Genomic DNA, 24607 nt, shown 5'->3' on the forward strand with positions numbered 1-24607 from the left:
GCCCGAGGCGCATGACGACGGGATCGTGGTCCGACGAGCGATATGCATCGGATGCGTAACAGGCGGCCCGTCGCGCCGGGGTTTTGTAATCGGGCACGGATTGCAGCGCGATCGGCTCAGCGGCGTTGGTGTGTCACGCATGCACGGCCTTCACGCGGGCGGCGAAAACGGCGAAGCGAGGCGGCGGCATGAACGGCGGCAGGTGTGACATGGAGCGCTCCACGGGAAGAAAATTCGAAGGTCCGGGCAAGCATCCTGACGGCAAAATCGCGTGTTGTGATCGAATTGGCCATCAGGCCAGTGCCGAACGGCCAACGATGACGGCAGGGCCGGCCTGGGCTGCTACGCTTCGCATCTGACGCATCGTTCCGGCCTGCGATCCGAACGCGTCCGCGCACGGCCCCCACAGGAGATTTCCATGTCCTACATGCTGTTGATTGTCGAACCGACCGGCCAGCGCGCCGAACGTACGCTCGAAGACGGGCAGGCGCTGTACGCGCGAATGGTCGATTTCGCGGAGACGCTGAAAGAGCGCGGCGTGCTGCGCGGCGTCGAGTCGCTGGAGCGCTCCGAGCGCGCGACGCGCGTGCAGGTGCGCGAAGGCGAGACGCGCCTCGTCGACGGCCCGTTCGCCGAGGCGAAGGAAATGGTCGGCGGCTTCTTCATCGTCGACGTCGACACGCGCGAGGAAGCGATCGAGATCGCGCGCCAGTGCCCGGCCGCGCAATGGTGCACGGTCGAAGTGCGCGCGGTCGGCCCGTGCTTTCTGTGACGGCTGCGCCTCGGTATTTACCCTGATTCGTCGCGCGGCACGTCGATCCGGCGGTCTGCCGCCCGTCGTCCGGATAAGGCGCCGATGAACGGACGCCCCTTTTCACCGATGACAAGGAGTGAGCGATGCGATTCATGATCATGATCCGGGCGAACGCCGTCAGCGAATCCGATGCGTTGCCGGACAACCGGCTGGTCGAGGCGATGACGGTCTACCACGAGGAACTGGCTAGGGCCGGCGTGCTGCTCGACGCGAACGGCTTGCGGCCGAGCGCGCGCGGCTGGCGCGTGCGGTACACCGGCGGCAAGGGCACGGTGGTCGACGGCCCGTTCGCGGAGACCAAGGAGCTGATTGCCGGCTACACGCTGATCCAGGTGCGCTCGCGCGACGAGGCGCTCGAATGGACGCGCCGGTTTCCCGCGCCGTTCGGCGCCGAAATGGACTGCGAGATCGAGGTGCGGCCGCTGTTCGAGCTCGACGACCTCACACCGAGCGACGCGGTCGAGCGGTTCCGCGATCTCCACGTCGGCCGCACCCAAGCCTGAGTCTGCCTGAATCCAATCTCACCGGAGCATCCGTCATGCACAAGATGGTCTTCATCAACCTGCCCGTGGCCGACCTGCCGCGCTCGAAGACGTTCTACCAGGCACTCGGCTTCGAAGTCGTACCGGCCTATACCAACGATCAGGCCGCCTGCATCAAGATCAGCGACACGATTTTCGCGATGCTGCTCGTGCGGCCGTTTTTCCAGACCTTCACCGGCAAGACCATCGTCGATCCGGCGACGCAGGTGCAGGCGCTGTCGTGCCTGTCTTGCGACAGCCGCGCCGAGGTCGACGCGATCGTCGCGAAGGCGCTCGCGGCCGGCGGGTCCGCGCCGCAAGCGCCGCGCGAGTATCCGAACATGTACGGCCACGGTTTCGACGATCCGGACGGCCACGCATGGGAGCTGATGGCCATGCCGCTGGATGCCGCCACCCAGGGGCAGGCGTCGTGACGCGTGAGGCGACTCACCGTGCGATCGAAGCGGTCTGGCGGATCGAGGCGCCGAAGATCATTGCCCGCGCCGCGCGCGTGGTGCGCGACGTCGGCGTGGCCGAGGAACTCGCGCAGGACACGCTCGTCGCGGCGCTCGAGCACTGGCCCGTCGACGGCGTTCCCGACAACCCGGCCGCATGGTTGATGACGGCCGTGAAGCGGCGCGCGCTCGACCGGGTCCGGCAGGAGTCGCTGCATGCAGCGAAGCGTGACCAGCTCGGGCATGAAATGGACGCGCTCGAAGCGCACGTCGTCCCCGACATCGCGGATGCGCTCGCCGATGCGAGCGACGACGATATCGGCGACGACCTGCTGCGGCTGATCTTCACGTCGTGCCATCCGGTGCTGTCGACCGATGCACGCGTTGCGCTGACGTTGCGGCTGCTCGGCGGGCTGACCACGAGCGAGATCGCGCGCGCGTTCCTGTCGCCCGAGCCGACGATCGCGCAGCGCATCGTGCGTGCGAAGCGCACGCTCGCGGCGGCGCGCGTGCCGTTCGAGGTGCCGGCCGCCGATGCGCGGCCCGCGCGGCTCGCGTCGGTGCTCGAAGTGATCTACCTGGTGTTCAACGAAGGCCATGCGGCGACCGCGGGCGACGACTGGACGCGCCCGGCGCTGTGCGACGAGGCGCTGCGACTCGGCCGCGTGCTGGCCGGACTCGTGCCGGACGAAAGCGAGGTGCTCGGGCTGGTCGCGCTGATGGAACTGCAGGCGTCGCGCATGCACGCGCGGACCGATGCGCAGGGGCGGCCCGTGCTGCTGCTCGACCAGGATCGCTCCCGCTGGGATCCGCTGCTGATCCGGCGCGGCCTCGCCGCGCTCGAGCGGGCGACGAAGCTCGGCGGCGTGCGCGGCCCGTATGCGCTGCAGGCCGCGCTGGCGGCGTGCCATGCGCGCGCGCGGCACGCGTCGGAAACGGACTGGGCACAGATCGTCGCGCTTTACGACGCGCTGGCCGAAGTCGCGCCGTCGCCGGTGGTCGAGCTGAATCGCGCGGTGGCGGTGGGGATGGCGTTCGGGCCCGCCGCGGCACTGGAAATCGTCGACGTGCTGCGCGACGATCCGGCGCTCGCCCGCTATCACTGGTTGCCGAGCGTGCGCGGCGACCTGCTCGCGAAGCTCGGCCGCGCCGACGAAGCGAAGGTCGAGTTCCGTCGTGCGGCGGAGTTGACCCGCAACGAGCGTGAAAGGGAATTGTTGTTGAAGCGCGCGACGGATGCGTGACGCGTGACGCGTGACGAGCGACGCCGGTGCGAGCGCACCGGGCGTCGCGCCAGAAGCAAGAAGCCGAATCCCGAGCATAACGCCGACCCACCCGACGACGCGACCCATCCCGGTCCCACCCGTCATCTGTCCCTCATTCCCGCTCTCCGCTATCGAGCGGATTGAAAAAGCCTATTGGGGGATGCGAACGCCAGCGCCTAGATTAAAAGGCACGAAGCGTGCGCGTCCGGCCTGCGCTTCGTTCCCCACATACATCATCGGCCCGGCTTCGCACGCGGCCGCGCCGACTCGAACGGAGGCGCAAATGGCTCAACTCAAGGGCAGCAAGACCGAAGAGAATCTGAAGGCCGCATTCGCGGGCGAATCGCAAGCGAACCGGCGCTATCTGTATTTCGCTTCGAAGGCCGACGTCGAAGGCCAGAACGACGTCGCCGCGCTGTTCCGCTCGACTGCCGAAGGCGAAACGGGCCACGCGCACGGCCACCTCGAATACCTCGAAGCAGTCGGTGATCCGGCGACGGGGCTGCCGTTCGGCTCGTCGCGGCTGAACCTCGAATCGGCGATCGCCGGCGAGACGCACGAATACACCGACATGTATCCGGGCATGGCGAAGACGGCGCGCGACGAAGGCTTCGACGAAATCGCGAACTGGTTCGAGACGCTCGCGAAGGCCGAGCGCAGCCACGCCAACCGCTATACGAAGGCGCTCGACGCACTCGTCGACTGACGCGAGTCCGGCAGCAAGGCAGCACGGCCCGGCCCGACATCCTGCGGCCGGCCGTGCGTTGATCGCTGCCCGCATCACGCGGGCGGCGCGTCCGCGCGCATGCGCGCCACGCTGGAGCGCCCCATGCCACACAAGGAAGGCAGTCTCGAAGCCCCGACGCGGCATCCGCTCGACTGGCAGTCCGAAGCGTTCTACGACCAGGCCGCGATCGATGCGGAAATGACGCGCGTGTTCGACATCTGCGCCGGGTGCCGGCGCTGCGTGTCGTTGTGCGGCGCGTTTCCCGCGCTGTTCGATCTCGTCGACGACACGCCGATGGGCGACATCGAGGAAGTGCCGAAGGACGCGTTCGGCAAGGTCGTCGACCAGTGCTACCTGTGCGACCTCTGCTACATGACGAAATGCCCGTACGTGCCGCCGCACGCATGGAACGTCGACTTCCCGCACCTGATGCTGCGCGGCAAGGCGGCGCGCTACAAGCGCGGGGAGGCGCCGCTGCGCGACAAGGTGCTGTCGAACACCGACGCGCTCGGCCATTTCGCGGGCATCCCGATCGTCACGCAGGCGGTGAACGCGGTGAATCGCACGCCGCCCGCGCGCCACGCGCTCGAAGCGGCGCTGGGCGTCGATCGCAACGCATGGCTGCCGGAGTTCGCGCCGCGCAAGTTTCGGCGTGCCGCGAAGCGCTCGGACGGCCCGCCGGTACGTGACGGCGAACGCACGCCGGGCAAGGTCGCGATCTACGCGACGTGCTACGTGAACTTCAACGAGCCGGGCATCGGCCACGACCTGCTCGCGATCCTCGCGCACAACGAGATCCCGTACGAGCTCGTCACGCGCGAAGCGTGCTGCGGGATGCCGCTCCTCGAGCAGGGCAACCTTGCGGGCGTCGCCGCGAAGAAGGCCGTGAACATTCCGGTGCTGGAGCGTTATGCGCGCGAAGGTTACGCGCTGATCGGCGCGATCCCGAGCTGCGTGCTGATGTACAAGAGCGAACTGCCGCTGATGTTTCCCGGCGACGACGCCGTGCGCGCGGTGGCCGACGCATTCTGGGATCCGTTCGAATACGTGATCGCGCGGCATCGCGACGGTTTGCTAAAGACCGATTTCAAGCAGGGCCTCGGCACCGTGTCGTATCACGTGCCGTGCCACGCGCGCGTGCAGAACATCGGCCGCAAGACGGCCGACACGCTGTCGCTCGTGCCCGATACGCGCGTGAACGTCGTCGAGCGCTGCTCGGGGCATGCGGGCACGTTCGGCGTGAAGAAGGCCTTCCATGCGGACGCGATGCGGATCGGCGCCCCGGTGTTCAAGGCGATGGCCGAGCCGAAGCCGGATGTCGTGTCGTCGGACTGCGCGCTTGCCGGCCATCACATCGTGCAGGGCATCGACGAGAATGGGTTGCCCGCCGCGCCGCTCGCGCATCCGCTGACGCTGCTGCGCCGCGCGTACGGCATCTGAACCGGCCGCTCAACGAAGACATCGACGCTATCCAAGGACACGCCATGACGCTGACCCGCGACTCGCTGCTGACGCTCGAAGCGTACGCGAAGATCCGCAAGGCCGAACACGCGAGGCTCGTCGCGTACAAGCGCCGCCGCGCGGTGGCGCTCGGTAACCATCTGCGCCTCCTGTTCGAGGACGAGACCACGATCCGCTACCAGATCCAGGAAATGCTGCACATCGAGAAGATCTTCGACGAGGCCGGCATCGAAGGCGAACTGGAGGCCTATCTGCCGCTCGTGCCCGACGGCACCAACCTGAAGGCGACGCTGCAGATCGAATACGAGCACGAAGCCGAACGGCGGGCGGCGCTCGCGCGGCTGATCGGCGTCGAGGATCGCGTGTACCTGCGCGTCGACGGGCACCCCGACGTCTATGCGATCGCCGACGAGGATCTCGATCGCGACAACGCGGAGAAGACCTCGGCCGTGCATTTCGTGCGCTTCGAACTGGACGGGCCGATGCGCGCGGCGCTCAAGGGCGGCGCGATGCTGTCGATCGGCTGCGATCACCCGGCCTATACGATGCCGCCGCAACGCGTGGACGCGGACGTCGCCGCGTCGCTGGCCGGCGACTTGCGCTGACGCGCGCGGCCCGGCGCCGCTTCCCGTATCGCGCGGATTCCCCACATCGTTCCGACCCGAAACGCGGCGCCCGATCGTCGCGCCCGCCGCCGTTGGCTGTCTGCTACGCCGAGATGTAACAAACCCGTCGACGCTTGCATGCCGCGAAACGATGTGCATCGGCCTCAGACCGCTTTCATTACTCGCGGAGAAACAATAACAAGATTGTGCGCGGGGAAAATTCAGTTGAATGCAATTTGAACGAATTACCGATCCGTGAATATCTTGTTACGAAATTTTCCCTGATTTACCGATTTTCGGCGGCGATTCCCGGGAGGGTTGCGGGCAAGGGTCGGAACAACGCCGGAGGCCCGTCTGACGGGCCTCGAAAAGCCCCGCCAGACGGGGCTTCCCAGCATCTCGCATAAGGATCGCGTAAAAAAATTCAAGCGTAAATTGATTGCGCATCCATGGCAGGTTGTTTCAGTGCGTAACATTAAGTCATTGTCATATTGAGATAAACCCTGAGGATGGTATGCTTCGTGCACAAAAATTCCCACATTGGAGTGAGACCGTAGTTTGTGCGCCATTGCCGTGAATGGCGGCACCGTGAAAGTGCGGTGTCGCACCGGCATGCACAACAATCGGATAACCATAATGTGCAACCGGGCCGCCCCGTGACGCGATGCGTGACGACGGCGCCGACAATCGCAGCCCCGGCCTGGCTGCGTGGAGAAATCGACTATGTTCTTCGATGAGCTTAACGATGAAGAGTGGTTTCGACTTTCAGCGCTGATCGCCGATGAACCCATTCGGCTGAACCGTCGAGGCCGTCCGCGAGCCGAACCGCGCGTCGTCGCCAACGCGGTTCTCTGGATCCTGACGACCGGTGAAGCGTGGTCGAAACTACCCGGGCGCTATCCGTCCGGGCCGACGTGCCGCCGCCGCTACGAGGAGTGGCTCGCGAACGGCACGCTGCTGCAGATGATCGACGTGCTGACCCAGTTCAGCGGGCGCACGTTCGCGTACGTGCCGCCGCCGCCGGTGCCGGTCGCGCCGGCATGCCGTGCGGAGCCCGTGCCCGACAACGACCGTCTGCGCGGCGTGTTCTGGCAGAACCCCGAGTCGTGGCAACTGCCGGTCGCGCAGGCAAACGTTTGGGATGGCGAGGGCGCTTCGCTGACCGCGATGCCGAACGGCGCCGCCGAAGCATCGTCCGGTACGTCGTTCGCGGTGCCGGGTGCGCAGCCCGCGGGGCTGCGTCACGGGCGTCCGTCCGCCGCGAGCTTCGCCGCGGCCGAACCGCAAGTCGACGAATACCGCGGCTATACGATCCGCGGCAGCGCGCAGCCGGTGCAGAACCTGATGTACCGCGCGTGGGCCGAGATCATGCAGGACGACCGGCGCGTCGAGCGCTCGGGCCTGATCGGTCCGCGCTTCACCGATGCGGAGGAAGCGGAGCAGTACGCGCTCGACTGGGCGCGTCAGTGGATCGATCGCCATGGAGCGAGCGACGAACCGGTGCGTGCGCCGCAAAGCGAGGTGCTGGCCGGCCTGTCCGCGCTGGCGCGTGCCGAGTCGGACATCAAGCGCTTCATCGCCGAGCGTCGTGCGGGCGCGTTGTCCGAGGGCCGCAACGACCCGGTGCAAGCGGACCGTCGCGAATACGCGTATCGCGTAGGTTGATCGTCATCCGAACGAAAACGCGCGGGTCGTCGTCCGTCACGACGCCCGCGCGTTTTTTTGTGTTCGTTATTTCCGTGATGCCGGGCGCACCGTCGAGACGGCGCGCCCGGCAGGCATTGCGTCACTGGCGTCCGTAGGTATCGTCGAAGCGGACGATGTCGTCCTCGCCGAGATACGCGCCCGACTGCACTTCGATCAGTTCGAGCGGCATCTTGCCCGGGTTCTCGAGACGGTGCGACACGCCGAGCGGGATGTACGTCGATTCGTTTTCGGACAGCAGGAAGGTTTCGTCGCCGCGCGTGATGCGCGCGGTGCCGCGCACGACGATCCAGTGTTCGGCGCGGTGGTGGTGCATCTGCAGCGACAGTCGCGCGCCCGGCTTCACGACGATGCGTTTCACCTGGAAGCGCTCGCCCGTGTCGACCGAGTCGTAATGCCCCCACGGGCGATGGACCTTGCGGTGATCGGTCGCTTCCGCGCCGCGTTCGGCCTTGATGCGCCCGACGATCTTCTTTACGTCCTGCACGCGGGACTTGTCGGCGACGAGCACGGCATCGGGCGTTTCGACGACGACGAGATTGTGTGTGCCGACACACGCGACGAGCCGGCTTTCCGAATGCGCGAAGGTCGATTCGGCGTTTTCGAACAGCACGTGGCCGCGGCCGACGTTCTCGGCTTCGTCCTTCGGCAGGATCTGCCAGATCGCGTCCCACGAACCGACGTCCGACCAGCCCGCGTCGAGCGGCACGACGACGCTTTCGCACAGCTGCGGCAGGTTCACGAGCCGCTCCATCACCGCGTAGTCGATCGAGTTCGACGGCGACGCGGCGAACGCGTCGCGATCGACGCGGAAGAAGTCGCCGTCGTCCTTGCCGCGTGCGACGGCCTGCTCGCAGGCCGCGAGGATCTCGGGTTCGAGCTGGCGGATCGCGTTCAGCCACACCGACGCGCGCACGATGAAGATCCCGCTGTTCCACCAGTATTCGCCGGATGCGACGTACTGCTGCGCGAGTTCGAGATGCGGCTTCTCGACGAAGCGGTCGAGACGGCGCACGTCGAGGTTGCCGGTGGCGGCGTCGCCGAGCGGCGCGCCGACGCGGATGTAGCCGTAGCCCGTTTCGGCGCGGCCCGGCACGATGCCCATCGTCGCGATCTTGCCCTGGGCCGCGCAGTGCACGCCGGCCGCGACGGCCGCATGAAAGCGCGGCTGGTCGGCCACCGCGTGGTCGGCCGGCATCACGGTCATCACGGCATCGCCGCCGCCGGCGACGATCCGCAGCGCGGCGAGGGTCAGCGCGGGCGCGGTGTCGCGGCCGAGCGGCTCGAGCATGATCGATGCACGCTTGCCGGTCAGGCGCAGTTGTTCGGCGGTCGTGAAGCGGTGATCCTCGCCGCACACGATCAGCACGTCGTCGTTCAGCGGATGACCGGTCGCGAGGCCGTCGAGCCGCAGCGCGGTGGATTGCAGCAGCGAATGATCGCCGAGCAGGCCGATCAGCTGTTTCGGATAGTGTTCGCGCGACATCGGCCACAGACGCGTGCCCGAACCGCCGGCAAGGATCACCGGCTGCACCGCGACACGCGTCGCGGCGTCGGTTGCGGCGGAAGAAGAAGGGCGCGTATCGGCTGCCACGGCCGGAGCATTCATGATGACACTCTCCTCGATTGAAGTCAGTGCCTGTTTTGTAGCATGAAGTAAATCGACAATAAAACCGGGTGATTTGCGCGATATTCGGCGCGCATGCGTCATGGAAATTTTTCCCCTATCGCACGCGATGCAAATAAAAAAATAAAAAATAATTCGCTGAATCTGGCTGGGGCCCCATCCTGCAAAGGGTTGGCGGGGTCCGTAAAGTTCTCGAAAAAATCCCGATTCACGACCGATTCGGGAAAACGTGCCGATTTAATTCAAGAATTGCGCGGCAAGAATTTCCGATTATTTTTCGAAATACTTGAGCGCTTGAGGCGCGATTTTCTTGTCGCTTCAATAGCGTCATGCAACGTTTGAATCGAAGGTGCGGCACGGGCTGCACGAGGAGCTGTTCGGCAAACGCCTGTTCAAAGAGGAAGCGGACATGTTGAGCGTGCTGGCGAGAGTCATCGATATTGCGATGGTCGTGTTGGGGGCATTGATCGCCGCCGCGCTGCACGGCGGCAGCATCTGGCTCAACGACCTGCAGCGCACGACGGTGCTGTTCGACTGCCTGCTGGTCGTCGTGTTCTTTCCGGCCATCGGCATTTACCAGTCGTGGCGCGGCAAGCGCCTCGTCGGGCTGGTGGGGCGCGTCGCGTTCGCGTGGCTGGTGGTCGAGCTCGCGGGCATCCTGATGAGCTTCAGCTTCCACCAGTCGGGCGACCTGTCGCGACTGTGGCTCGGCTACTGGGCGCTCGTGACGATGGCGCTGCTTGCCGGCTCCAAGGCTTGCGTGCACGTGGTGCTCCGGCAACTGCGCCGCGGCGGCTACAACCTGAAGGCGGTGGCGATCGTCGGCGGCACGCCGGCGGCGCGGCGGCTGATCGCACAGATGCGGGCGCGTCCGGAAGCGGGCTTCAACCCGGTGTGCGTGTACGACGAAAGCGAAGTGCCGGGCGAAGTCGCGCTCGACGACGTGCGCATCGAGCGGCAGTTCGAATCGCTGGTGTGGCTGGTGCGCAGCCGCGCGATCAGCGAGCTGTGGCTCACGCTGCCGATCACGGAGGAGCGCCGGATTCACCAGATCGTGACGGTGTTCCGCCACGACTTCGTGAATATCCGTTTCATTCCGGACGTGCGCACGCTGTCGTTCTTCAACCAGGAAGTGGTCGAGGTGCTCGGCGTGCCGGCGATCAACCTCGCGGCGTCGCCGATCACCGACGTGCGGATCCTGCCGAAGTTCGTGTTCGACCGGCTGTTCGCGCTGGCGGCGCTCACGGCGCTCGCGCCGGCGATGGTGCTGATCGCGTGCCTGATCAAGCTCACGTCGCGCGGGCCGGTGTTCTTCCGCCAGAAGCGCAAGGGCATCGACGGCCACGAGTTCGAGATCTACAAGTTCCGCTCGATGAAGGTGCATCAGGAAGTCGCGGGGCAGGTCACGCAGGCGACCAAGAACGACACGCGCGTGACGCCGGTCGGCCGCTTCCTGCGCCGCACGAGCCTCGACGAACTGCCGCAGTTCATCAACGTGCTGAAGGGCGAGATGTCGGTCGTCGGCCCGCGGCCGCATGCGCTCGCGCACGACGACATCTACAAGGATCTGGTGAAGGGCTACATGTTCCGCTACCGGATCAAGCCGGGCATCACCGGCTGGGCGCAGATCAACGGCTTTCGCGGCGAGACCGACCAGATCGAGAAGATGATGGGACGCGTGAAGCTCGATCTGTACTACATGCAGAACTGGTCGTTCTGGCTCGACATCAAGATCGTCGTGCTGACGCTCTGGAAAGGCTTCACCGGCAGCAACGCGTACTGACGCGGTTTCATCCCGCGCAGACACTCCGGTTTCACGAATTTCGAATCATTGGTCACGAGGTCCGACACATCATGAATCTGACTATCATCGGCAGCGGTTACGTAGGTCTTGTCACCGGCGCCTGTCTCGCCGACATCGGGCACGACGTGTTCTGTCTCGACGTCGATCAGGCGAAGATCGACGTCCTGAACAACGGCGGCGTGCCGATCCACGAGCCGGGCCTCAAGGAAGTCATCGCGCGCAACCGCGCGGCCGGCCGCCTGCGCTTCTCGACCGACATCGAGGCCGCGGTCGCGCACGGCGACGTGCAGTTCATCGCGGTCGGCACGCCGCCCGACGAGGACGGTTCGGCCGACCTGCAATACGTGCTCGCGGCGGCGCGCAACATTGGCCGCACCATGAAGGGCTTCAAGGTGATCGTCGACAAGTCGACGGTGCCGGTCGGCACGGCCGAGCGCGTGCGCGCGGCGGTGGCCGAGGAACTCTCGAAGCGCGGCGGCGACGCCCCGATGTTCTCGGTCGTGTCGAATCCGGAATTCCTGAAGGAGGGCGCGGCGGTCGACGATTTCACGCGGCCGGACCGCATCGTGATCGGCTGCGACGACGACGTGCCGGGCGAGCGCGCGCGCGAGCTGATGAAGAAGCTCTACGCGCCGTTCAACCGCAACCACGAACGCACGCTGTACATGGACGTGCGCTCGGCCGAATTCACGAAATACGCGGCGAACGCGATGCTCGCGACGCGCATCTCGTTCATGAACGAGCTCGCGAACCTGGCCGACCGCTTCGGCGCCGACATCGAGGCCGTGCGCCGCGGGATCGGTTCCGATCCGCGCATCGGCTATCACTTCCTGTATGCGGGCTGCGGCTACGGCGGCTCGTGCTTCCCGAAGGACGTCGAGGCGCTGATCCGCACCGCCGACGAGCACGGCCAGTCGCTGCAGATCCTGAAGGCCGTGTCGTCGGTCAACGCGACGCAAAAGCGCGTGCTCGCCGACAAGATCGTCGCGCGTTTCGGCGAGGACCTGACGGGCCGCACGTTCGCGATCTGGGGTCTCGCGTTCAAGCCGAACACCGACGACATGCGCGAGGCGCCGAGCCGCGAGCTGATCGCCGAGCTGCTGTCGCGCGGCGCGCGCATCGCGGCGTACGACCCGGTCGCGCAGCAGGAAGCGCGCCGCGTGCTCGCGCTCGATCTCGCGGATCACCCGAGCTGGCTCGAGCGCCTCACCTTCGTCGACGACGAAGCCCAGGCCGCGCGCGATGCCGACGCGCTCGTGATCGTCACCGAATGGAAGGCGTTCAAGAGCCCGGATTTCGTCGCGCTCGGCCGTCAATGGAAATCGCCGGTGATCTTCGACGGCCGCAACCTGTACGAGCCGGAGACGATGAGCGAGCAGGGCATCGAATACCACCCGATCGGCCGCCCCGGCTCGCGCCAGGCCGTCGCCGCCCGCGTGCCGGGCGCCGCGCGCGCCAACGCGTAATCCGCGCGTCGCCGTTACCCGTAACCCGAATCGAGACGCCATGTTCCGGAACATCCTGATCGTCTGTCACGCGAACGTCTGCCGCAGTCCGGCGGCGGAACTGCTGTTCAAGTCGCACGCGGCGTCGCGTGGCGGCCCGCGCGTGACGTTCCACTCCGCCGGCGTGCGTGCGAACGACGGCGACGGCATCGATCCGGTGATGCGGCAACTGCTCGCCGAGCGCGGCGTCGATGCAACGACGCACCGGTCGCGGCGGCTGTCGCGCCGGATCGTGCGCGACGCCGACCTGATTCTCGTCAGCGAGCGCGAACAGATCAAGGCCGTCGAATCGGTCGATCCGTTCGCGCGCGGCAAGGTCCACCTGCTGGGCAAGTGGGAGGACGCCGAGATCGCGGATCCGCATGGCGGCCCCGAGGCCGACTATCGCGAGAGCTACTCATTGATCGAACGTCTGGTTCAAGGATGGCTGCAAAAACTATGCTGAAACGTCCCATGCGCCCGCTGGCGCTCGCCGTCGCGATGACGACATTCCTGTCGGCCTGCGCGACCGCGCCCGGCAACTATCTCGACTCGTCGAACCTGAAGGACGAAGGCCGGCAAGGCCAGACCGAAACCTATCCGGTTCATTACATCGACGCGAAGCTGGTGATGGATCAGCTGCAGAAGCAGCAGGTCGAACACCCGCTGCCGCCGGGCCGCTACACCGATCCGTCGCAGTACGTTTACCGCATCGGCCCGCAGGACATTCTCGGCGTCACCGTGTGGGACCACCCCGAGCTGACGACGCCGCAGGGCCAGTCGTTCTCGAGCGGCGGCAACACGACGCAGACGATCGCGGGCGCGCTGCAGCAGCCGTATTCGTCGTCGCTGCCGGGCCAGGCCGATCCGTACGGCCAGACCGTGGCCGCCGACGGCACGATCTTCTTCCCGTTCGTCGGCCGCATCCACGTGGCGGGCAAGACGATCGCGCAGACGCGCGACGAGCTGGCCACGCGCCTCGCGCGCTACGTGAAGAATCCGCAGCTCGACGTGCGCGTGCTGTCGTTCCGCAGCCAGAAGGTGCAGGTGACGGGCGAGGTGAAGACGCCGGGCCCGCTCGCGATGAGCGACGTGCCGCTGACGCTGGTCGACGCGATCTCGCGCTCGGGCGGCTCGACCGCCGAGGCCGACCTGCAGCGCGTGCGCCTGACGCGCGACGGCAAGCTGTACACGCTCGACGCGAACGGCGTGCTCGACCGCGGCGAAGTGAAGCAGAACGTGATGCTGCAGCAGGGCGACATCGTCAACGTGCCGGACCGCAGCGACAGCCGCGTGTTCATCATGGGCGAGGTCAAGACACCGGTCACGGTGCCGATGCTCAAGGGCAGGCTGACCATCGCCGACGCGCTGACGGCCGGCGGCGGCATCCTCGACACCGATGCGAACCCGCGCAAGATCTACGTGATGCGCGGGATGCGTGACAACCCGACGAAGCCGGAAGTGTTCCGTCTCGACATGACGCAGCCGGACGCGCTGATGCTGTCGAGCCGCTTCCCGCTCCAGCCGCTCGACGTCGTCTACGTCAGCACGGCCAGCTCGGTGCAGTTCAACCGTGTGCTGCAGCAAGTGCTGCCGACGATCCAGACGATCTTCTACATGCGGCAAATCACGCGCTGATAGCCCGCCGGGGCGGCGCCTCCGCCCCGGCACCACTCAAGCGGGAACGAATGGTGAACACGCAAGCAAAACACGCCTACGCGGATCTGACCGCGAAAACCGAGGAAGAGGACGTCGTCCTCGGCCAGTTGCTCCAGGTGTTGATGGACGACATCTGGCTGCTGCTCGGCATCGCGGTGACCGTCATCGCGCTCGCCGGTCTCTACTGCTACATCGCGAAACCGGTGTACCAGGCCGACGTGCACGTGCGGGTCGAGAGCAACGACAACACGTCGCAGGCGCTCACGCAGACGCAGACGGGGGCGACGATCAACAGCGGCCCGCAGCAGGCGCAGACCGACGCGGAAATCGAGATCATCAAGAGCCGCGGCGTCGTCACGCCGGTCGTCGAGCAGTTCAAGCTGAACTTCTCGGTCGTGCCGAAGACGATTCCGCTGCTCGGCAGCCTGTCCGCGCGCGTCGCGACGCCGGGCGAGCCGTCGCGCGCGTGGTTCGGCCTGCGGTCGTACGCCTGGGGCGGCGAAGTCGCCGACATCGACACGATCAACGTCGTGCCCGCGCTCGAAGGCAAGAAGATGACGCTGACGGCCGGCCCGAACGGCACCTACACGCTCGTCGACGCGAACGGCAGCCGCCTGCTGTCGGGTCGTGTCGGCGAATCGGAGCAGGGCGGCGGCGTGACGCTGCTCGTGCAGAAGCTGGTCGCGCGTCCGGGCACGCAGTTCACCGTGGTCCGCTACAACGATCTCGATGCGATCACCGGTTTCCAGTCGGGCATCCAGGTGTCCGAGCAGGGCAAGCAGACGGGCGTCGTGCAGATCTCGCTCGAAGGCAAGGACCCGGACCAGACCGCCGCGATCGCGAACGCGCTCGCGCAGTCGTACCTGAACCAGCACGTGATCGCGAAGCAGGCCGAAGCGACCAAGATGCTCGACTTCCTGAAGGGCGAGGAGCCGCGCCTGAAGTCCGATCTCGAGCGCGCGGAAGCCGCGCTGACGCAGTATCAGCGCACGTCCGGCTCGATCAACGCGAGCGACGAGGCGAAGGTCTACCTCGAAGGCAGCGTGCAGTACGAGCAGCAGATCGCGGCTCAGCGCCTGCAACTCGCGTCGCTCGCGCAGCGCTTCACCGATTCGCATCCGATGGTGATCGCCGCGAAGCAGCAGCTCGCGGAGCTGCAGGGCGAGAAGGACAAGTTCAGCAACCGCTTCCGCAGCCTGCCGGCGACCGAAGTGAAGGCCGTCCAGCTCCAGCGTGACGCGAAGGTCGCCGAGGACATCTACGTGCTGCTGCTGAACCGCGTGCAGGAACTGTCGGTGCAGAAGGCCGGCACGGGCGGCAACATCCACCTCGTCGATTCCGCGCTGCGCCCGGGCGATCCGGTCAAGCCGAAGAAGGTGCTGATCCTGTCGGCCGCGGTGTTCCTCGGGCTGATCCTCGGTACCGGCGTCGTGTTCCTGCGCCGCAACCTGTTCCAGGGCATCGAGGATCCGGATCGCGTGGAGCGCACCTTCAACCTGCCGCTGTACGGGCTGGTGCCGCAAAGCACCGAGCAGGTGAAGCTCGACGCCATGGCCGAGAAGGGCGGCGGCCGCGCGCGGCCGATCCTCGCGAGCCTGCGTCCGAAGGACCTGAGCGTCGAAAGCATGCGCAGCCTGCGCACCGCGATGCAGTTCGCGATGATGGACGCGAAGAATCGCGTGGTCGTGCTGACCGGTCCGACGCCGGGCATCGGCAAGAGCTTCCTGACGGTCAACCTCGCGGTGCTGCTCGCGCATTCGGGCAAGCGCGTGCTGCTGATCGACGCCGACATGCGTCGCGGCATGCTCGACCGCTACTTCGGCCTCACCGCGCAGCCGGGCCTGTCGGAACTGCTGAGCGATCAGTCGCCGCTCGAGGAGGCGATCCGCGAGACGCCGGTGCAGGGCCTGTCCTTCATCTCGGCCGGCACGCGCCCGCCGAACCCGTCGGAGCTGCTGATGTCGACGCGCCTGCCGCAATACCTCGAAGGCCTCGGCAAGCGCTACGACGTCGTGCTGATCGACTCGCCGCCGGTGCTGGCGGTGACCGACGCGACCATCATCGGCCGCATGGCCGGCGCGACCTTCATGGTGCTGCGCTCGGGCATGCATACCGAAGGCGAGATCGCCGACGCGATCAAGCGCCTGCGTACCGCGGGCGTCGATCTGGAAGGCGGGATCTTCAACGGCGTGCCGCCGAAGGCGCGCGGCTACGGCCGCGGCTATGCGGCCGTCCACGAATACCTGAGCGCCTGACGGCATTGCACGAAACCGGGCCGGCGTGCGCAGCGCCGGCCCGGCCGACTGGAGAACCCTCGATGAAAATTTCCGTGCTCGTTCCGACCTACAGGCGTCCCGCCGACCTCGCGCGCTGCCTGCTGGCGCTGCAGCGTCAGCAGCGGCTGCCCGACGAGGTGATCGTCGTCGCGCGCCCGGAGGACGATGCCACGCACGAGCGCCTCGCCGACCCGTCGGTCGGCGGCATGCTGCCGCTGCGGATCGTGCCGGTCGACGTGCCGGGGCAGGTCGCCGCGCTGAACAAGGGACTCGACTCGGCGAACGGCGACATCGTCGCGATCACCGACGACGACGCGGCGCCGCGCGCCGACTGGCTCGCGCGCATCGAGGCCGTGTTCCTGGCCGACCCGCGCGTCGGTGCGGTCGGCGGCCGCGACTGGGTGCACGAGAAGGGTCGCGTGCTCGACGAGTCGCGCGAGCTCGTCGGTCAGCTCACGCTGTCGGGCAAGATCATCGGCAACCATCATCTGGGCGTCGGCGGCGCGCGCGAAGTCGACATGCTCAAGGGCGCGAACATGAGCTACCGCCGCGCCGCGATCGAACGTCTGCGCTTCGACACGCGGCTGCGCGGCGCCGGCGCGCAGGTGCACAACGACATGGGTTTCAGCATGCAGGTGCAGCGTGACGGCTGGACGCTCGTCTACGACCCGGCGATCGCGGTCGATCATTTTCCGGCCGAGCGTTTCGACGACGACCGGCGCGATGCCGCATCGCTCAATGCGATCAGCAACGGCGCGTACAACCTGCATCTGATTCTCCGCGAGCATCTGCCGCCGGTGCGGCGCGAGATCGCGTGGTGGTGGTGGACGCTGATCGGCACGCGCGTCTATCCGGGCTTCGCACATGTGCTGCTGTCGCTGCATACCGCGCGGCGCGAGCGCGTGCGCGAGCATTGGCGCGCGGTGCGCCGCGGCGCACGCGATGCGCGCCGCGCCGACCTTGCCCCCCATCGTGCGGCGATGCCGCCGGTGACGTCTTGAACGGGCTGCGCGCACGACGCGCGGCCATCCCCGGAGGGCTTGAAATGGTACGACCCCAACGCTCACTTTGTTCGCTGTCTCCTGAGGGGACGGTCAGCCTCCTTGGGGCGGCCCGGCGGAGGCTGACATGAATTCCACGAAGGTTCACGTTCACCTGTTCTACGGCGCCGATCCGCGTACTTACCGGAAAGGCGAGAACATCGGCTGCCTGTACGGCTATCACCACGCGGAATCCGACGAATTCCGGCTGACCTATTCGCAGGACCGGCGCGAGAACCGCGTCGCGAGCCTCGCGCGCCGTGCGCTGAAGGCGGCGCTCGGCTTCGACGTCGTACATGCGTGGCGCAATCGCGCCGCGTTGTTGGGCACTGACGTGATCTGGACGCACACCGAGCAGGAGCATCTCGCCGCCGCGCTGATCCTGAAGCTCGCCGGCGCACAGGGCAAGCGTCCGCTGCTGCTCGCGCAGAGCGTGTGGCTGTTCGACAAGTGGAACACGTTCGGCGGCCCGCGCCGCTGGCTGTACCGCAAGCTGCTCGCGCGCGCCGACGCGCTGACGACGCTCGCCCGCGACAACGCCGAGCTGTGCCGCCGCTTTCTCGGACGCGAAGCCGAGTTCGTCTACTACGGGCTGAACACGCAGGACTTCCCGCCGACAGAGCCGCGGCAGTGGCAGCCGAACCGGCCGCTGCGGATCGCGGCGATCGGCAACGACCGAGATCGCGACTGGCGCACGTTCCTCGCCGCGTTCGGCGGCGACGAGCGCTACGACGTGCGGCTCGCGACGCGGCGCCGCGTGCCGCGCGAATGGCATGCGCCGAACGTGAAGATCGGCTCGGCCTCGGGCCTCGCGAAGCAGCACGAGCTGTACGCGTGGGCCGACGTGATCGTCGTGCCGCTGCGGCCGAACTTCCACGCATCGGGCATCACCGTGATGCTCGAGGCGGCGGCGGTCGGCAAGCCGATGATCGTGTCCGACGTCGGCGGGCTCAGCGACTACTTCCCGCACGACACGGCCGCCTACGTGCCGGCGTTCGATGCGGCGGCGATGCGCCAGGCCGCCGATCGCTTCGCGGCCGATCCGGTCGCCGCGCTCGAATGCGCGCGTGCCGCGGCCGCGTGCCTGCGCGAGCGCGACCTGACCACGCAGGCGTTCGCCGAACAGCACGTGCGGATCACGCGCGACATGCTGCGCCGGCGTCGCACGCCGGCGGCGGCCGGTCTCGCGATGCCGCTCGCGGATTCGCGCCCGTCGTCGCGGTGAGAGCGGATCGATGAGTACGATTGCCGCCGAACGCGCACCGTCGCGCAGCCGCAGCCGATTGCCCGAACCGAAGCACTGGGTCGGGCAAGCCGGGCTGTGGACGTTTACCGCCGCGCTGATCGCCATTCACCAGGGCAAGGTGCTGACGCTCGCGTTTCCGGTGCTGGCGATCGCGGTCGGCATCTGGCTGTATTTCAAGAGCCCGGCGCGCTACGTCGGCTTCATGTGGTGGGTGTGGTTCCTGAGCCCCGAAGTGCGGCGTCTCGCCGACTGGTCGAAGGGCGCGTTCACGCCGACGAGCCTGATCCAGGTCGCGCCGCTCGCGGTGACGATGATCGCCGGGTTCGGGCTGCTCAGGCATTACCGCGTGCTCGCGCAGCGGCGCGGGATTCCCGTGCTGCTGATGCTGTTCGGGCTCACGTATGCGTATCTGGTCGGGATCGTGTCGAGCGGCGTGATGGCCGCGACCTACGACCTCGCGAACTGGGTGTACCCGGTGCTGATCGGCTTTCACATCATGGTCAACTCGCGCGACTATCCCGAGTACCGCGACGTGCTGTTGTCCACGTTCATGTGGGGCATGCTCGTGATGGGCGTGTACGGGGTCGTGCAGTACTTCGTGATGCCGCAGTGGGACGTGCTGTGGATGATCGGCTCGGACATGGGTTCGCAGGGCGAGCCGGTGCCGTACGGTGTCCGCGTCTTCAGCACGATGAACTCGTCGGGCCCGTTCGCGTTCGCGATCATGGGCGCGCTGGTGTTCGTGTTCGCGGCGCCGCAGAAGGTCCGCTGGTTCGCGGGCGCCGCCGGCTTCGTGTCGTTCGCGCTGTGTCTCGTGCGCTCGACCTGGGGCGGCTGGGTGATCGCGCTCGCGATCCAGCTCGTGCAGTCGAGCAACCGTGTGCGGATGCGGATCCTGATCAGCGGTGTCGTGCTGGTCGGGCTGTGCGTGCCGCTGCTGACCGTCGGGCCGGTGGCCGACCGGCTCGGCGCGCGCCTGCAGTCGATCACGAACCTGAAGGACGATCGCAGCTACGACGACCGCAACAAGTTCTACGCGACCTTCGCGCAAACGGCGTTCACCGACGTCGCCGGCGAGGGGATGGGCGCGACCGGCGCGTCCACCAAGCTGTCGAGCGACAGCGGCGAGCTCGGCAAGTACGGCAGCTTCGACAGCGGCGTGATGAACGTGCCGTTCGTGCTCGGCTGGCCCGGCACGCTGCTGTACCTGTCGGGCGTCGTGATGCTGCTCGCCCGCACACTGCGCGCGGCGTTCAAGCTGCGCAAGGACAAGTTCGTCGGCGCATGCCTGAGCCTGTGCCTGTCGGTGTTCGCGATGCTCGTGTTCACGAACTCGCTGATCGGCACAGGCGGCCTGCTGCTGTTCACGGCCATTTTTTCAATACTATCCGCGGCGCACTGGCAGAAGGCACAGCGCCTGCTGGCCGCCGCGCGTTCACGGGGAGGCGACCATTGAGAATCGCGATCGTCACGCACGTCGTGCGACATAACGACGGGCAGGGCCGCGTCAATTACGAAATCGCGCGCGCGGCGCTGGCCGAAGGCTACGAGGTCACGCTGGTCGCGTCGCATGTCGCGCCCGAGTTGCTGGCCGACCCGCGCGTGCGCTGGGTGCCGGTGAAGGTCGGCGGCTTCTGGCCGTCGAATCTCGTCAAGCAGCAGGTGTTCGCGCTGAAGAGCGCGTGGTGGCTGCGCGCGCATCGCGGCGAGTACGACGTGCTGCACGTGAACGGTTTCATTTCGTGGATCAAGGCCGACGTGAATACCGCGCACTTCGTGCACGGCGGCTGGTTCAAGAGTCCGTATTACCCGTTCGGGCTGACGAAGGGGTTGTGGTCGGCGTACCAGTACGTCTACACGCGCGTGAATACGGCGCTCGAGCGCTGGGCGTACCGGCGTTCGCGCGCGATCACGGCCGTGTCGCAGAAGGTGGCCGACGAGATCGCCGGGCTTGGCATCGACAGCGGCAAGATCAGCGTGATCTACAACGGCGTCGACGGCAGCGCGTTCGCGGGCGCGCAGGCCGATCGAGCGGCGTTCAAGCTGCCGGACGAGGCGTTCCTGCTGCTGTTCGTCGGCGATCTGCGCACGCCGCGCAAGAACCTCGGCACCGTGCTGAAGGCGCTGACGAAGCTGCCGGCGAACGTCCATCTCGCGGTGGCCGGTTATCTGCCCGGCAGCCCGTATCCGGACGAGGCGCGCGCGCTCGGCATCGATTCGCGCGTGCATTTCCTCGGTCTCGTGAAGAACATGCCGACGCTGATGCGCTCGGTCGACGCATACGTGTTTCCGTCGCGCTACGAAGCGATGAGCCTGTCGCTGCTCGAGGCGATGGCGGCCGGGCTGCCGGTCGTCACCGCGCGCACCGCCGGCGGTGCGGAAATCATCACGCGCGACTGCGGGATCGTGCTGGAGGATCCCGACGATCCGGCCGCGCTCGCGCAGGCGATCGGCTCGCTCGCGGCGTCGCGCGACACCTGCCGCGCGATGGGCGACGCGGCCCGCGAACTGATGACCCGTTTCGGCTGGGCCCACATGGGCGCCCAGTATGTCGCGCTCTACCGGCGCATCGGCCAACCCTCGCAGCCGTCCGCGTTCGAGCGGGTCGAGCATGCGGTTACGCAGGAGCAGTCGTAATGTCCCAATCTTCCCGGCCGATCAAATCGTTGCAGATCGGCATGCACTGGTTCCCCGAACGCGCGGGCGGCCTCGACCGGATGTACTACTCGCTCGTCGGCGCGCTGCCCGGCGCGGGCGTCGAGGTGCGCGGGCTCGTCGCCGGCTCGCCGAAGGTCGCCGACGACACGGGCGGTGCGATCCAGGGTTTCGGACCCGCGTCGCAGCCGCTCGCGCGCCGCATGCTCGCCGCGCGCCGCGCGTTGCGCGACGAGATTCGCAGCGAGCGGCCGGACGTGATTTCGTCGCACTTCGCGCTGTACACGTTTCCGGGCCTCGACGTGACGCGCGGGATTCCGCAGGTGTCGCATTTCCAGGGGCCGTGGGCCGACGAAAGCCAGGTCGAGGGCGCCGCGTCGCTCGGGCAGCGCGCGAAGCGCTATCTCGAACAGGCCGTCTATACGCGCTCGTCGCGCCTGATCGTGCTGTCGCAGGCGTTCGGCCAGATCCTGACGAACCGCTACGGCATCGATCCGTCGCGCGTGCGCGTGATTCCCGGCTGCGTCGATACCGCGCAGTTCGATACGCCGCTCACGCCGGCCGAGGCGCGGCACAAGCTGCAACTGCCGCAGGACCGGCCGATCGTGCTGGCCGTGCGCCGCCTCGTGCGGCGCATGGGGCTGGAAGACCTGATCGACGCGATCGGTCTCGTCAAGCACCGTCACCCGGACGTGCTGCTGCTGATCGCCGGCAAGGGCAAGATCGGCGAGGAACTGCAGCAGCGCATCGACGACGCGGGGCTGCAGGACAACGTGAAGCTGCTCGGCTTCGTGCCCGACAATCATCTCGCGGCGCTGTACCGCGCGGCGACGGTCAGCGTGGTGCCGACGGTCGCGCTCGAAGGCTTCGGGCTGATCACGGTCGAATCGCTGGCGTCCGGCACGCCGGTGCTGGTGACGCCGGTCGGTGGGCTGCCGGAGGCGGTGGCCGGGTTGTCCAGCGATCTCGTGCTGCCGTCGACGGGCGCGGATGCGATCGCGGAAGGGCTCGGCGGCGCGCTGTCGGGCGCGATCACGCTGCCGGACGAGGCCGCATGCAAGCGCTACGCGCGCGACCATTTCGACAATGCGGTGATCGCGCGGCGCGTCGCCGGCGTGTACGAAGAGGCGATCCAGGCGGCGGGGTAAGCGAACGCGGCACGCCGCCGCGACGGTCGGGCCGGCGCATGCGCATGCGTCCGGTCCGCATGCCGGCCGCCCGAACCGGGCGAGCCAGTTTTTTCGTTCTATACGAGGCACGCCGCGATTCGCGCTCAGCGCTCCGCGTTCGACACTTCGACACGTCGCCACGCGTCATGCACGCCTGAGCGTCACGGCCCAGACGGCGAATGCAACCACGCTGACCGCCGCGCCGAGCGCGCAGACGCCGATCCATCCGGCGTGCGCATACATCATCGTCGACGCAATCGCGCCGAGCCCGCTGCCGACCGAATAGAACAGCATGTAGCAACCGACGAGGCGGGCATGCGCATCGGGCCGCGCGCCGAGGATCAGGCTCTGGTTCACGACGTGGACGGCCTGCCCGCCGACGTCGAGCAGCACGATGCCGACAACCAGCAGCGCGATCGACGTACCGGCGAACGCGAGCGGCAGCCACGAGAGCGCGAGCAGCGCGAGGGCGGCGCCGGTCGTGGCTTCGCCGAGGCCGCGATCCGCGAGCCGGCCCGCGCGCGCGGCGGCGGCCGCACCCAGCGCGCCGACCAGACCAAATGCGCCGATCTGCGTATGCGACATCGCATACGGCGGCGCGCTCAGCGGCAGCACGAGCGCGCTCCAGAAGATGCTGAACGCCGCGAACATCAGCAGTGCGATTGCCCCGCGCACACGCAGCACGCGCTCGTTGCGCAGCAGCGTGACCATCGAACCGAGCAGCGCCGCGTAGCCGATGCGCTCGCGCGGCGCGTGGGAATCGGGCAACAGCCGCGCCAGCGCGACCAGCATCGCGATCGCGAGCGCGCCCGACACCAGATAAACCGCGCGCCAGCCGGCGACATCCGTGACCACACCGGCAAGCGAGCGCGCGGCGAGCAGGCCGATCACGACGCCGCCCTGCGCCGCGCCGACCACGCGGCCGCGCTCACCGGCGTCCGCAAGCGCGGCCGAGCAGGCGATCAGCCCTTGCGTCATCGCGGTGCCGAGCAGCCCGACCGCGACCATGCCCGCCAGCAATGCGATGCGCGTCGACGAGGCGGCCACGCCGATGCATGCCGCCGTCAGCAGCAGAAGTTGAACGGCGATCAGGCGTTTGCGGTTCAGCAGGTCGCCGAGCGGCACGACGAACAGCAACGCGAGCGCGCAGCCGAGCTGCGTCGCGGTAATGACGCCGCCGACCGCCGCCTGCGATACGCCGAAGTCATGTGCGATCGAGTCGAGCAGCGGCTGTGCGTAGTACACGTTCGCGACGCTCGCCGCGCAGCACACGGCCAGCAGCGCGACGAGCGCCGTCGGCACACGTGAGATGGCGACCGGGCGCGCGGCGCGCGATGCCGCGTTCGACGCGACCGTTCCTGAACAGGACGATTCCATGGTGGGCCTCACGCTTGCTCAAGTAGTTGCAATTTGAAATCAGTGTGAGTGTAGGAAAAGTGGTTTTAAAATGCAACCTGTGTGACGGCGGGCGACGGGCCCGCGCACGGACGGCCGGCGGCCCGCGAAGGCGCCGGCGCGACAGCGGAGAGCAATATGGCCAGGCAGAAAAGTCTTGCGGATTCGCCGTGCCCGGTGGCACGGGCGACCGATATCGTCGGCGATCGCTGGGCGTTGCTGATCGTGCGCGACGCGTTCGACGGCGTGCGCCGGTTCGGCGATTTCCGTGCGAGCCTCGGCGTCGCGAGCAACATCCTGTCGGACCGGCTCAGGATGCTGGTGGACGCAGGCGTATTCGAAGTCGTGCCCGCGTCGGACGGCAGCGCGTATCAGGAATACGCGTTGACGAAGAAGGGCGAGGGATTGTTTCCGGTGATCGTGATGTTGCGGCAGTGGGGCGAGGCGAACCTGTTCGAGCGCGGCGAGCCGCATTCGGTGCTGGTCGAGCGCAAGACCGGCCGCGCGATCCGCAAGCTCGCGCTCCGGCACGACGACGGCCGGCCGCTGAAGGCGGCGGAGACGGTCGTGCGGAAAGTGGGCGACGAGGGGGGCGGGAAGCGCGCGTGAGTGTCCGATCGCCGCGCGACGCAAGAAGCGTGTCGTTTCCGCTTCGCTGCGCCGACGCACTGGTCGCGCCCGATGACGGCCGACCGTTCCG

Annotated in this window: 21 protein-coding genes; 19 read left to right on the plus strand and 2 right to left on the minus strand. The window is 67.5% G+C overall.

Annotation, left to right across the window (positions count from 1 at the left end):
- The first annotated feature begins 418 nt into the window (after positions 1 to 418).
- From WS87_RS20010 to WS87_RS20050, 8 genes are all read left to right on the plus strand, one after another.
- Positions 419 to 772 carry a YciI family protein gene (locus tag WS87_RS20010; RefSeq protein ID WP_059818736.1) on the plus strand — a complete coding sequence of 118 codons (354 nt, stop codon included), beginning with the start codon at positions 419 to 421 and terminating at the stop codon, positions 770 to 772.
- 125 nt (positions 773 to 897) lie between these two features.
- A complete protein-coding gene (locus WS87_RS20015) occupies positions 898 to 1317 on the plus strand; it encodes a YciI family protein (protein WP_059818737.1) in 420 nt (139 codons plus the stop codon).
- Between the two features lie 35 nt (positions 1318 to 1352).
- Entirely contained in the window at positions 1353 to 1769 is a 417-nt protein-coding gene (locus WS87_RS20020; protein WP_059818738.1) for a VOC family protein, read from the plus strand.
- Positions 1766 to 3034 (plus strand): RNA polymerase sigma factor, encoded by a 1269-nt coding sequence (locus tag WS87_RS20025; RefSeq protein ID WP_059818739.1) that lies wholly within the window; start codon positions 1766 to 1768, stop codon positions 3032 to 3034. The genes WS87_RS20020 and WS87_RS20025 overlap by 4 nt, the downstream gene beginning before the upstream one ends.
- 304 nt (positions 3035 to 3338) lie before the next feature.
- Positions 3339 to 3761, plus strand: coding sequence for a rubrerythrin family protein (locus WS87_RS20030; RefSeq protein WP_059466550.1), 423 nt, complete (start codon positions 3339 to 3341; stop codon positions 3759 to 3761).
- A gap of 123 nt (positions 3762 to 3884) precedes the next feature.
- Positions 3885 to 5222, plus strand: a complete 1338-nt coding sequence (locus tag WS87_RS20035; protein WP_059819612.1) for a heterodisulfide reductase-related iron-sulfur binding cluster — start codon at positions 3885 to 3887, stop codon at positions 5220 to 5222.
- A 44-nt stretch (positions 5223 to 5266) separates the two neighbouring features.
- The gene (locus WS87_RS20040) at positions 5267 to 5848 is read left to right on the plus strand and encodes a DUF3501 family protein (protein WP_059818740.1); all 582 of its coding nucleotides are present in this window, start codon (positions 5267 to 5269) and stop codon (positions 5846 to 5848) included.
- A gap of 723 nt (positions 5849 to 6571) precedes the next feature.
- The gene (locus WS87_RS20050; RefSeq protein WP_059818741.1) at positions 6572 to 7513 is read left to right on the plus strand and encodes a transposase; all 942 of its coding nucleotides are present in this window, start codon (positions 6572 to 6574) and stop codon (positions 7511 to 7513) included.
- A gap of 121 nt (positions 7514 to 7634) precedes the next feature.
- Here the strand turns inward: WS87_RS20050 and WS87_RS20055 are convergent, their stop codons facing one another.
- Positions 7635 to 9161, minus strand: a complete 1527-nt coding sequence (locus tag WS87_RS20055; protein WP_059531604.1) for a mannose-1-phosphate guanylyltransferase/mannose-6-phosphate isomerase — start codon at positions 9159 to 9161, stop codon at positions 7635 to 7637.
- A 427-nt stretch (positions 9162 to 9588) separates the two neighbouring features.
- Here WS87_RS20055 and WS87_RS20060 point away from each other — a divergent pair, with 427 nt between their 5' ends.
- The 10 genes from WS87_RS20060 (at position 9589) to WS87_RS20105 (ending at position 22491) form a co-directional block, all read left to right on the plus strand.
- Positions 9589 to 10962 (plus strand): undecaprenyl-phosphate glucose phosphotransferase, encoded by a 1374-nt coding sequence (locus WS87_RS20060; RefSeq protein WP_059819613.1) that lies wholly within the window; start codon positions 9589 to 9591, stop codon positions 10960 to 10962.
- Between the two features lie 71 nt (positions 10963 to 11033).
- Positions 11034 to 12449 (plus strand): UDP-glucose dehydrogenase family protein, encoded by a 1416-nt coding sequence (locus tag WS87_RS20065; RefSeq protein WP_059818742.1) that lies wholly within the window; start codon positions 11034 to 11036, stop codon positions 12447 to 12449.
- 40 nt (positions 12450 to 12489) lie between these two features.
- The gene (locus WS87_RS20070; RefSeq protein WP_059531598.1) at positions 12490 to 12933 is read left to right on the plus strand and encodes a low molecular weight protein-tyrosine-phosphatase; all 444 of its coding nucleotides are present in this window, start codon (positions 12490 to 12492) and stop codon (positions 12931 to 12933) included.
- The gene (locus WS87_RS20075) at positions 12927 to 14105 is read left to right on the plus strand and encodes a polysaccharide biosynthesis/export family protein (protein WP_059531595.1); all 1179 of its coding nucleotides are present in this window, start codon (positions 12927 to 12929) and stop codon (positions 14103 to 14105) included. The genes WS87_RS20070 and WS87_RS20075 overlap by 7 nt, the downstream gene beginning before the upstream one ends.
- A 50-nt stretch (positions 14106 to 14155) precedes the next feature.
- Positions 14156 to 16381: a polysaccharide biosynthesis tyrosine autokinase gene (locus WS87_RS20080; RefSeq protein WP_059818743.1), complete on the plus strand. Its 2226-nt coding sequence runs from the start codon at positions 14156 to 14158 to the stop codon at positions 16379 to 16381.
- Positions 16382 to 16443: 62 nt separating this feature from the next.
- Complete coding sequence (locus tag WS87_RS20085; RefSeq protein ID WP_059818744.1) at positions 16444 to 17403, plus strand: glycosyltransferase family 2 protein; 960 nt, start codon at positions 16444 to 16446, stop codon at positions 17401 to 17403.
- A 127-nt stretch (positions 17404 to 17530) separates the two neighbouring features.
- Positions 17531 to 18667, plus strand: a complete 1137-nt coding sequence (locus tag WS87_RS20090; protein ID WP_059818745.1) for a glycosyltransferase family 4 protein — start codon at positions 17531 to 17533, stop codon at positions 18665 to 18667.
- A gap of 10 nt (positions 18668 to 18677) precedes the next feature.
- Positions 18678 to 20144: an O-antigen ligase family protein gene (locus WS87_RS20095; protein WP_059531583.1), complete on the plus strand. Its 1467-nt coding sequence runs from the start codon at positions 18678 to 18680 to the stop codon at positions 20142 to 20144.
- Positions 20141 to 21325, plus strand: a complete 1185-nt coding sequence (locus tag WS87_RS20100; RefSeq protein ID WP_059818746.1) for a glycosyltransferase family 4 protein — start codon at positions 20141 to 20143, stop codon at positions 21323 to 21325. Before WS87_RS20095 ends, WS87_RS20100 begins: the two co-directional genes overlap by 4 nt.
- Positions 21325 to 22491 carry a glycosyltransferase family 4 protein gene (locus tag WS87_RS20105; RefSeq protein WP_059531574.1) on the plus strand — a complete coding sequence of 389 codons (1167 nt, stop codon included), beginning with the start codon at positions 21325 to 21327 and terminating at the stop codon, positions 22489 to 22491. Before WS87_RS20100 ends, WS87_RS20105 begins: the two co-directional genes overlap by 1 nt.
- Positions 22492 to 22656: 165 nt before the next feature.
- Here WS87_RS20105 and WS87_RS20110 read toward each other — a convergent pair whose 3' ends face one another.
- A complete protein-coding gene (locus WS87_RS20110) occupies positions 22657 to 23889 on the minus strand; it encodes an MFS transporter (protein ID WP_059818747.1) in 1233 nt (410 codons plus the stop codon).
- 156 nt (positions 23890 to 24045) lie between these two features.
- On the opposite strand from WS87_RS20110, the gene WS87_RS20115 reads away from it, so the two are divergent.
- Positions 24046 to 24516: a winged helix-turn-helix transcriptional regulator gene (locus tag WS87_RS20115; protein ID WP_059819614.1), complete on the plus strand. Its 471-nt coding sequence runs from the start codon at positions 24046 to 24048 to the stop codon at positions 24514 to 24516.
- Positions 24517 to 24607 lie beyond the last annotated feature (91 nt).

The sequence above is a fragment of the Burkholderia sp. MSMB0856 genome (genome assembly GCF_001524645.2).
Lineage (GTDB): Bacteria > Pseudomonadota > Gammaproteobacteria > Burkholderiales > Burkholderiaceae > Burkholderia > Burkholderia diffusa.

Bases quoted from the DNA above. Each gene is read 5' to 3' on its own strand.
- WS87_RS20075 (WP_059531595.1), top strand. From the start codon at position 12,927: ATGCTGAAACGTCCCATGCGCCCGCTGGCGCTCGCCGTCGCGATGACG.
- WS87_RS20110 (WP_059818747.1), bottom strand. From the start codon at position 23,889: ATGGAATCGTCCTGTTCAGGAACGGTCGCGTCGAACGCGGCATCGCGC.
- WS87_RS20085 (WP_059818744.1), top strand. From the start codon at position 16,444: ATGAAAATTTCCGTGCTCGTTCCGACCTACAGGCGTCCCGCCGACCTC.
- WS87_RS20060 (WP_059819613.1), top strand. From the start codon at position 9,589: ATGTTGAGCGTGCTGGCGAGAGTCATCGATATTGCGATGGTCGTGTTG.
- WS87_RS20050 (WP_059818741.1), top strand. From the start codon at position 6,572: ATGTTCTTCGATGAGCTTAACGATGAAGAGTGGTTTCGACTTTCAGCG.
- WS87_RS20030 (WP_059466550.1), top strand. From the start codon at position 3,339: ATGGCTCAACTCAAGGGCAGCAAGACCGAAGAGAATCTGAAGGCCGCA.
- WS87_RS20035 (WP_059819612.1), top strand. From the start codon at position 3,885: ATGCCACACAAGGAAGGCAGTCTCGAAGCCCCGACGCGGCATCCGCTC.
- WS87_RS20055 (WP_059531604.1), bottom strand. From the start codon at position 9,161: ATGAATGCTCCGGCCGTGGCAGCCGATACGCGCCCTTCTTCTTCCGCC.
- WS87_RS20090 (WP_059818745.1), top strand. From the start codon at position 17,531: ATGAATTCCACGAAGGTTCACGTTCACCTGTTCTACGGCGCCGATCCG.
- WS87_RS20010 (WP_059818736.1), top strand. From the start codon at position 419: ATGTCCTACATGCTGTTGATTGTCGAACCGACCGGCCAGCGCGCCGAA.
- WS87_RS20020 (WP_059818738.1), top strand. From the start codon at position 1,353: ATGCACAAGATGGTCTTCATCAACCTGCCCGTGGCCGACCTGCCGCGC.
- WS87_RS20065 (WP_059818742.1), top strand. From the start codon at position 11,034: ATGAATCTGACTATCATCGGCAGCGGTTACGTAGGTCTTGTCACCGGC.
- WS87_RS20080 (WP_059818743.1), top strand. From the start codon at position 14,156: ATGGTGAACACGCAAGCAAAACACGCCTACGCGGATCTGACCGCGAAA.
- WS87_RS20070 (WP_059531598.1), top strand. From the start codon at position 12,490: ATGTTCCGGAACATCCTGATCGTCTGTCACGCGAACGTCTGCCGCAGT.
- WS87_RS20115 (WP_059819614.1), top strand. From the start codon at position 24,046: ATGGCCAGGCAGAAAAGTCTTGCGGATTCGCCGTGCCCGGTGGCACGG.
- WS87_RS20095 (WP_059531583.1), top strand. From the start codon at position 18,678: ATGAGTACGATTGCCGCCGAACGCGCACCGTCGCGCAGCCGCAGCCGA.
- WS87_RS20015 (WP_059818737.1), top strand. From the start codon at position 898: ATGCGATTCATGATCATGATCCGGGCGAACGCCGTCAGCGAATCCGAT.
- WS87_RS20040 (WP_059818740.1), top strand. From the start codon at position 5,267: ATGACGCTGACCCGCGACTCGCTGCTGACGCTCGAAGCGTACGCGAAG.
- WS87_RS20105 (WP_059531574.1), top strand. From the start codon at position 21,325: ATGTCCCAATCTTCCCGGCCGATCAAATCGTTGCAGATCGGCATGCAC.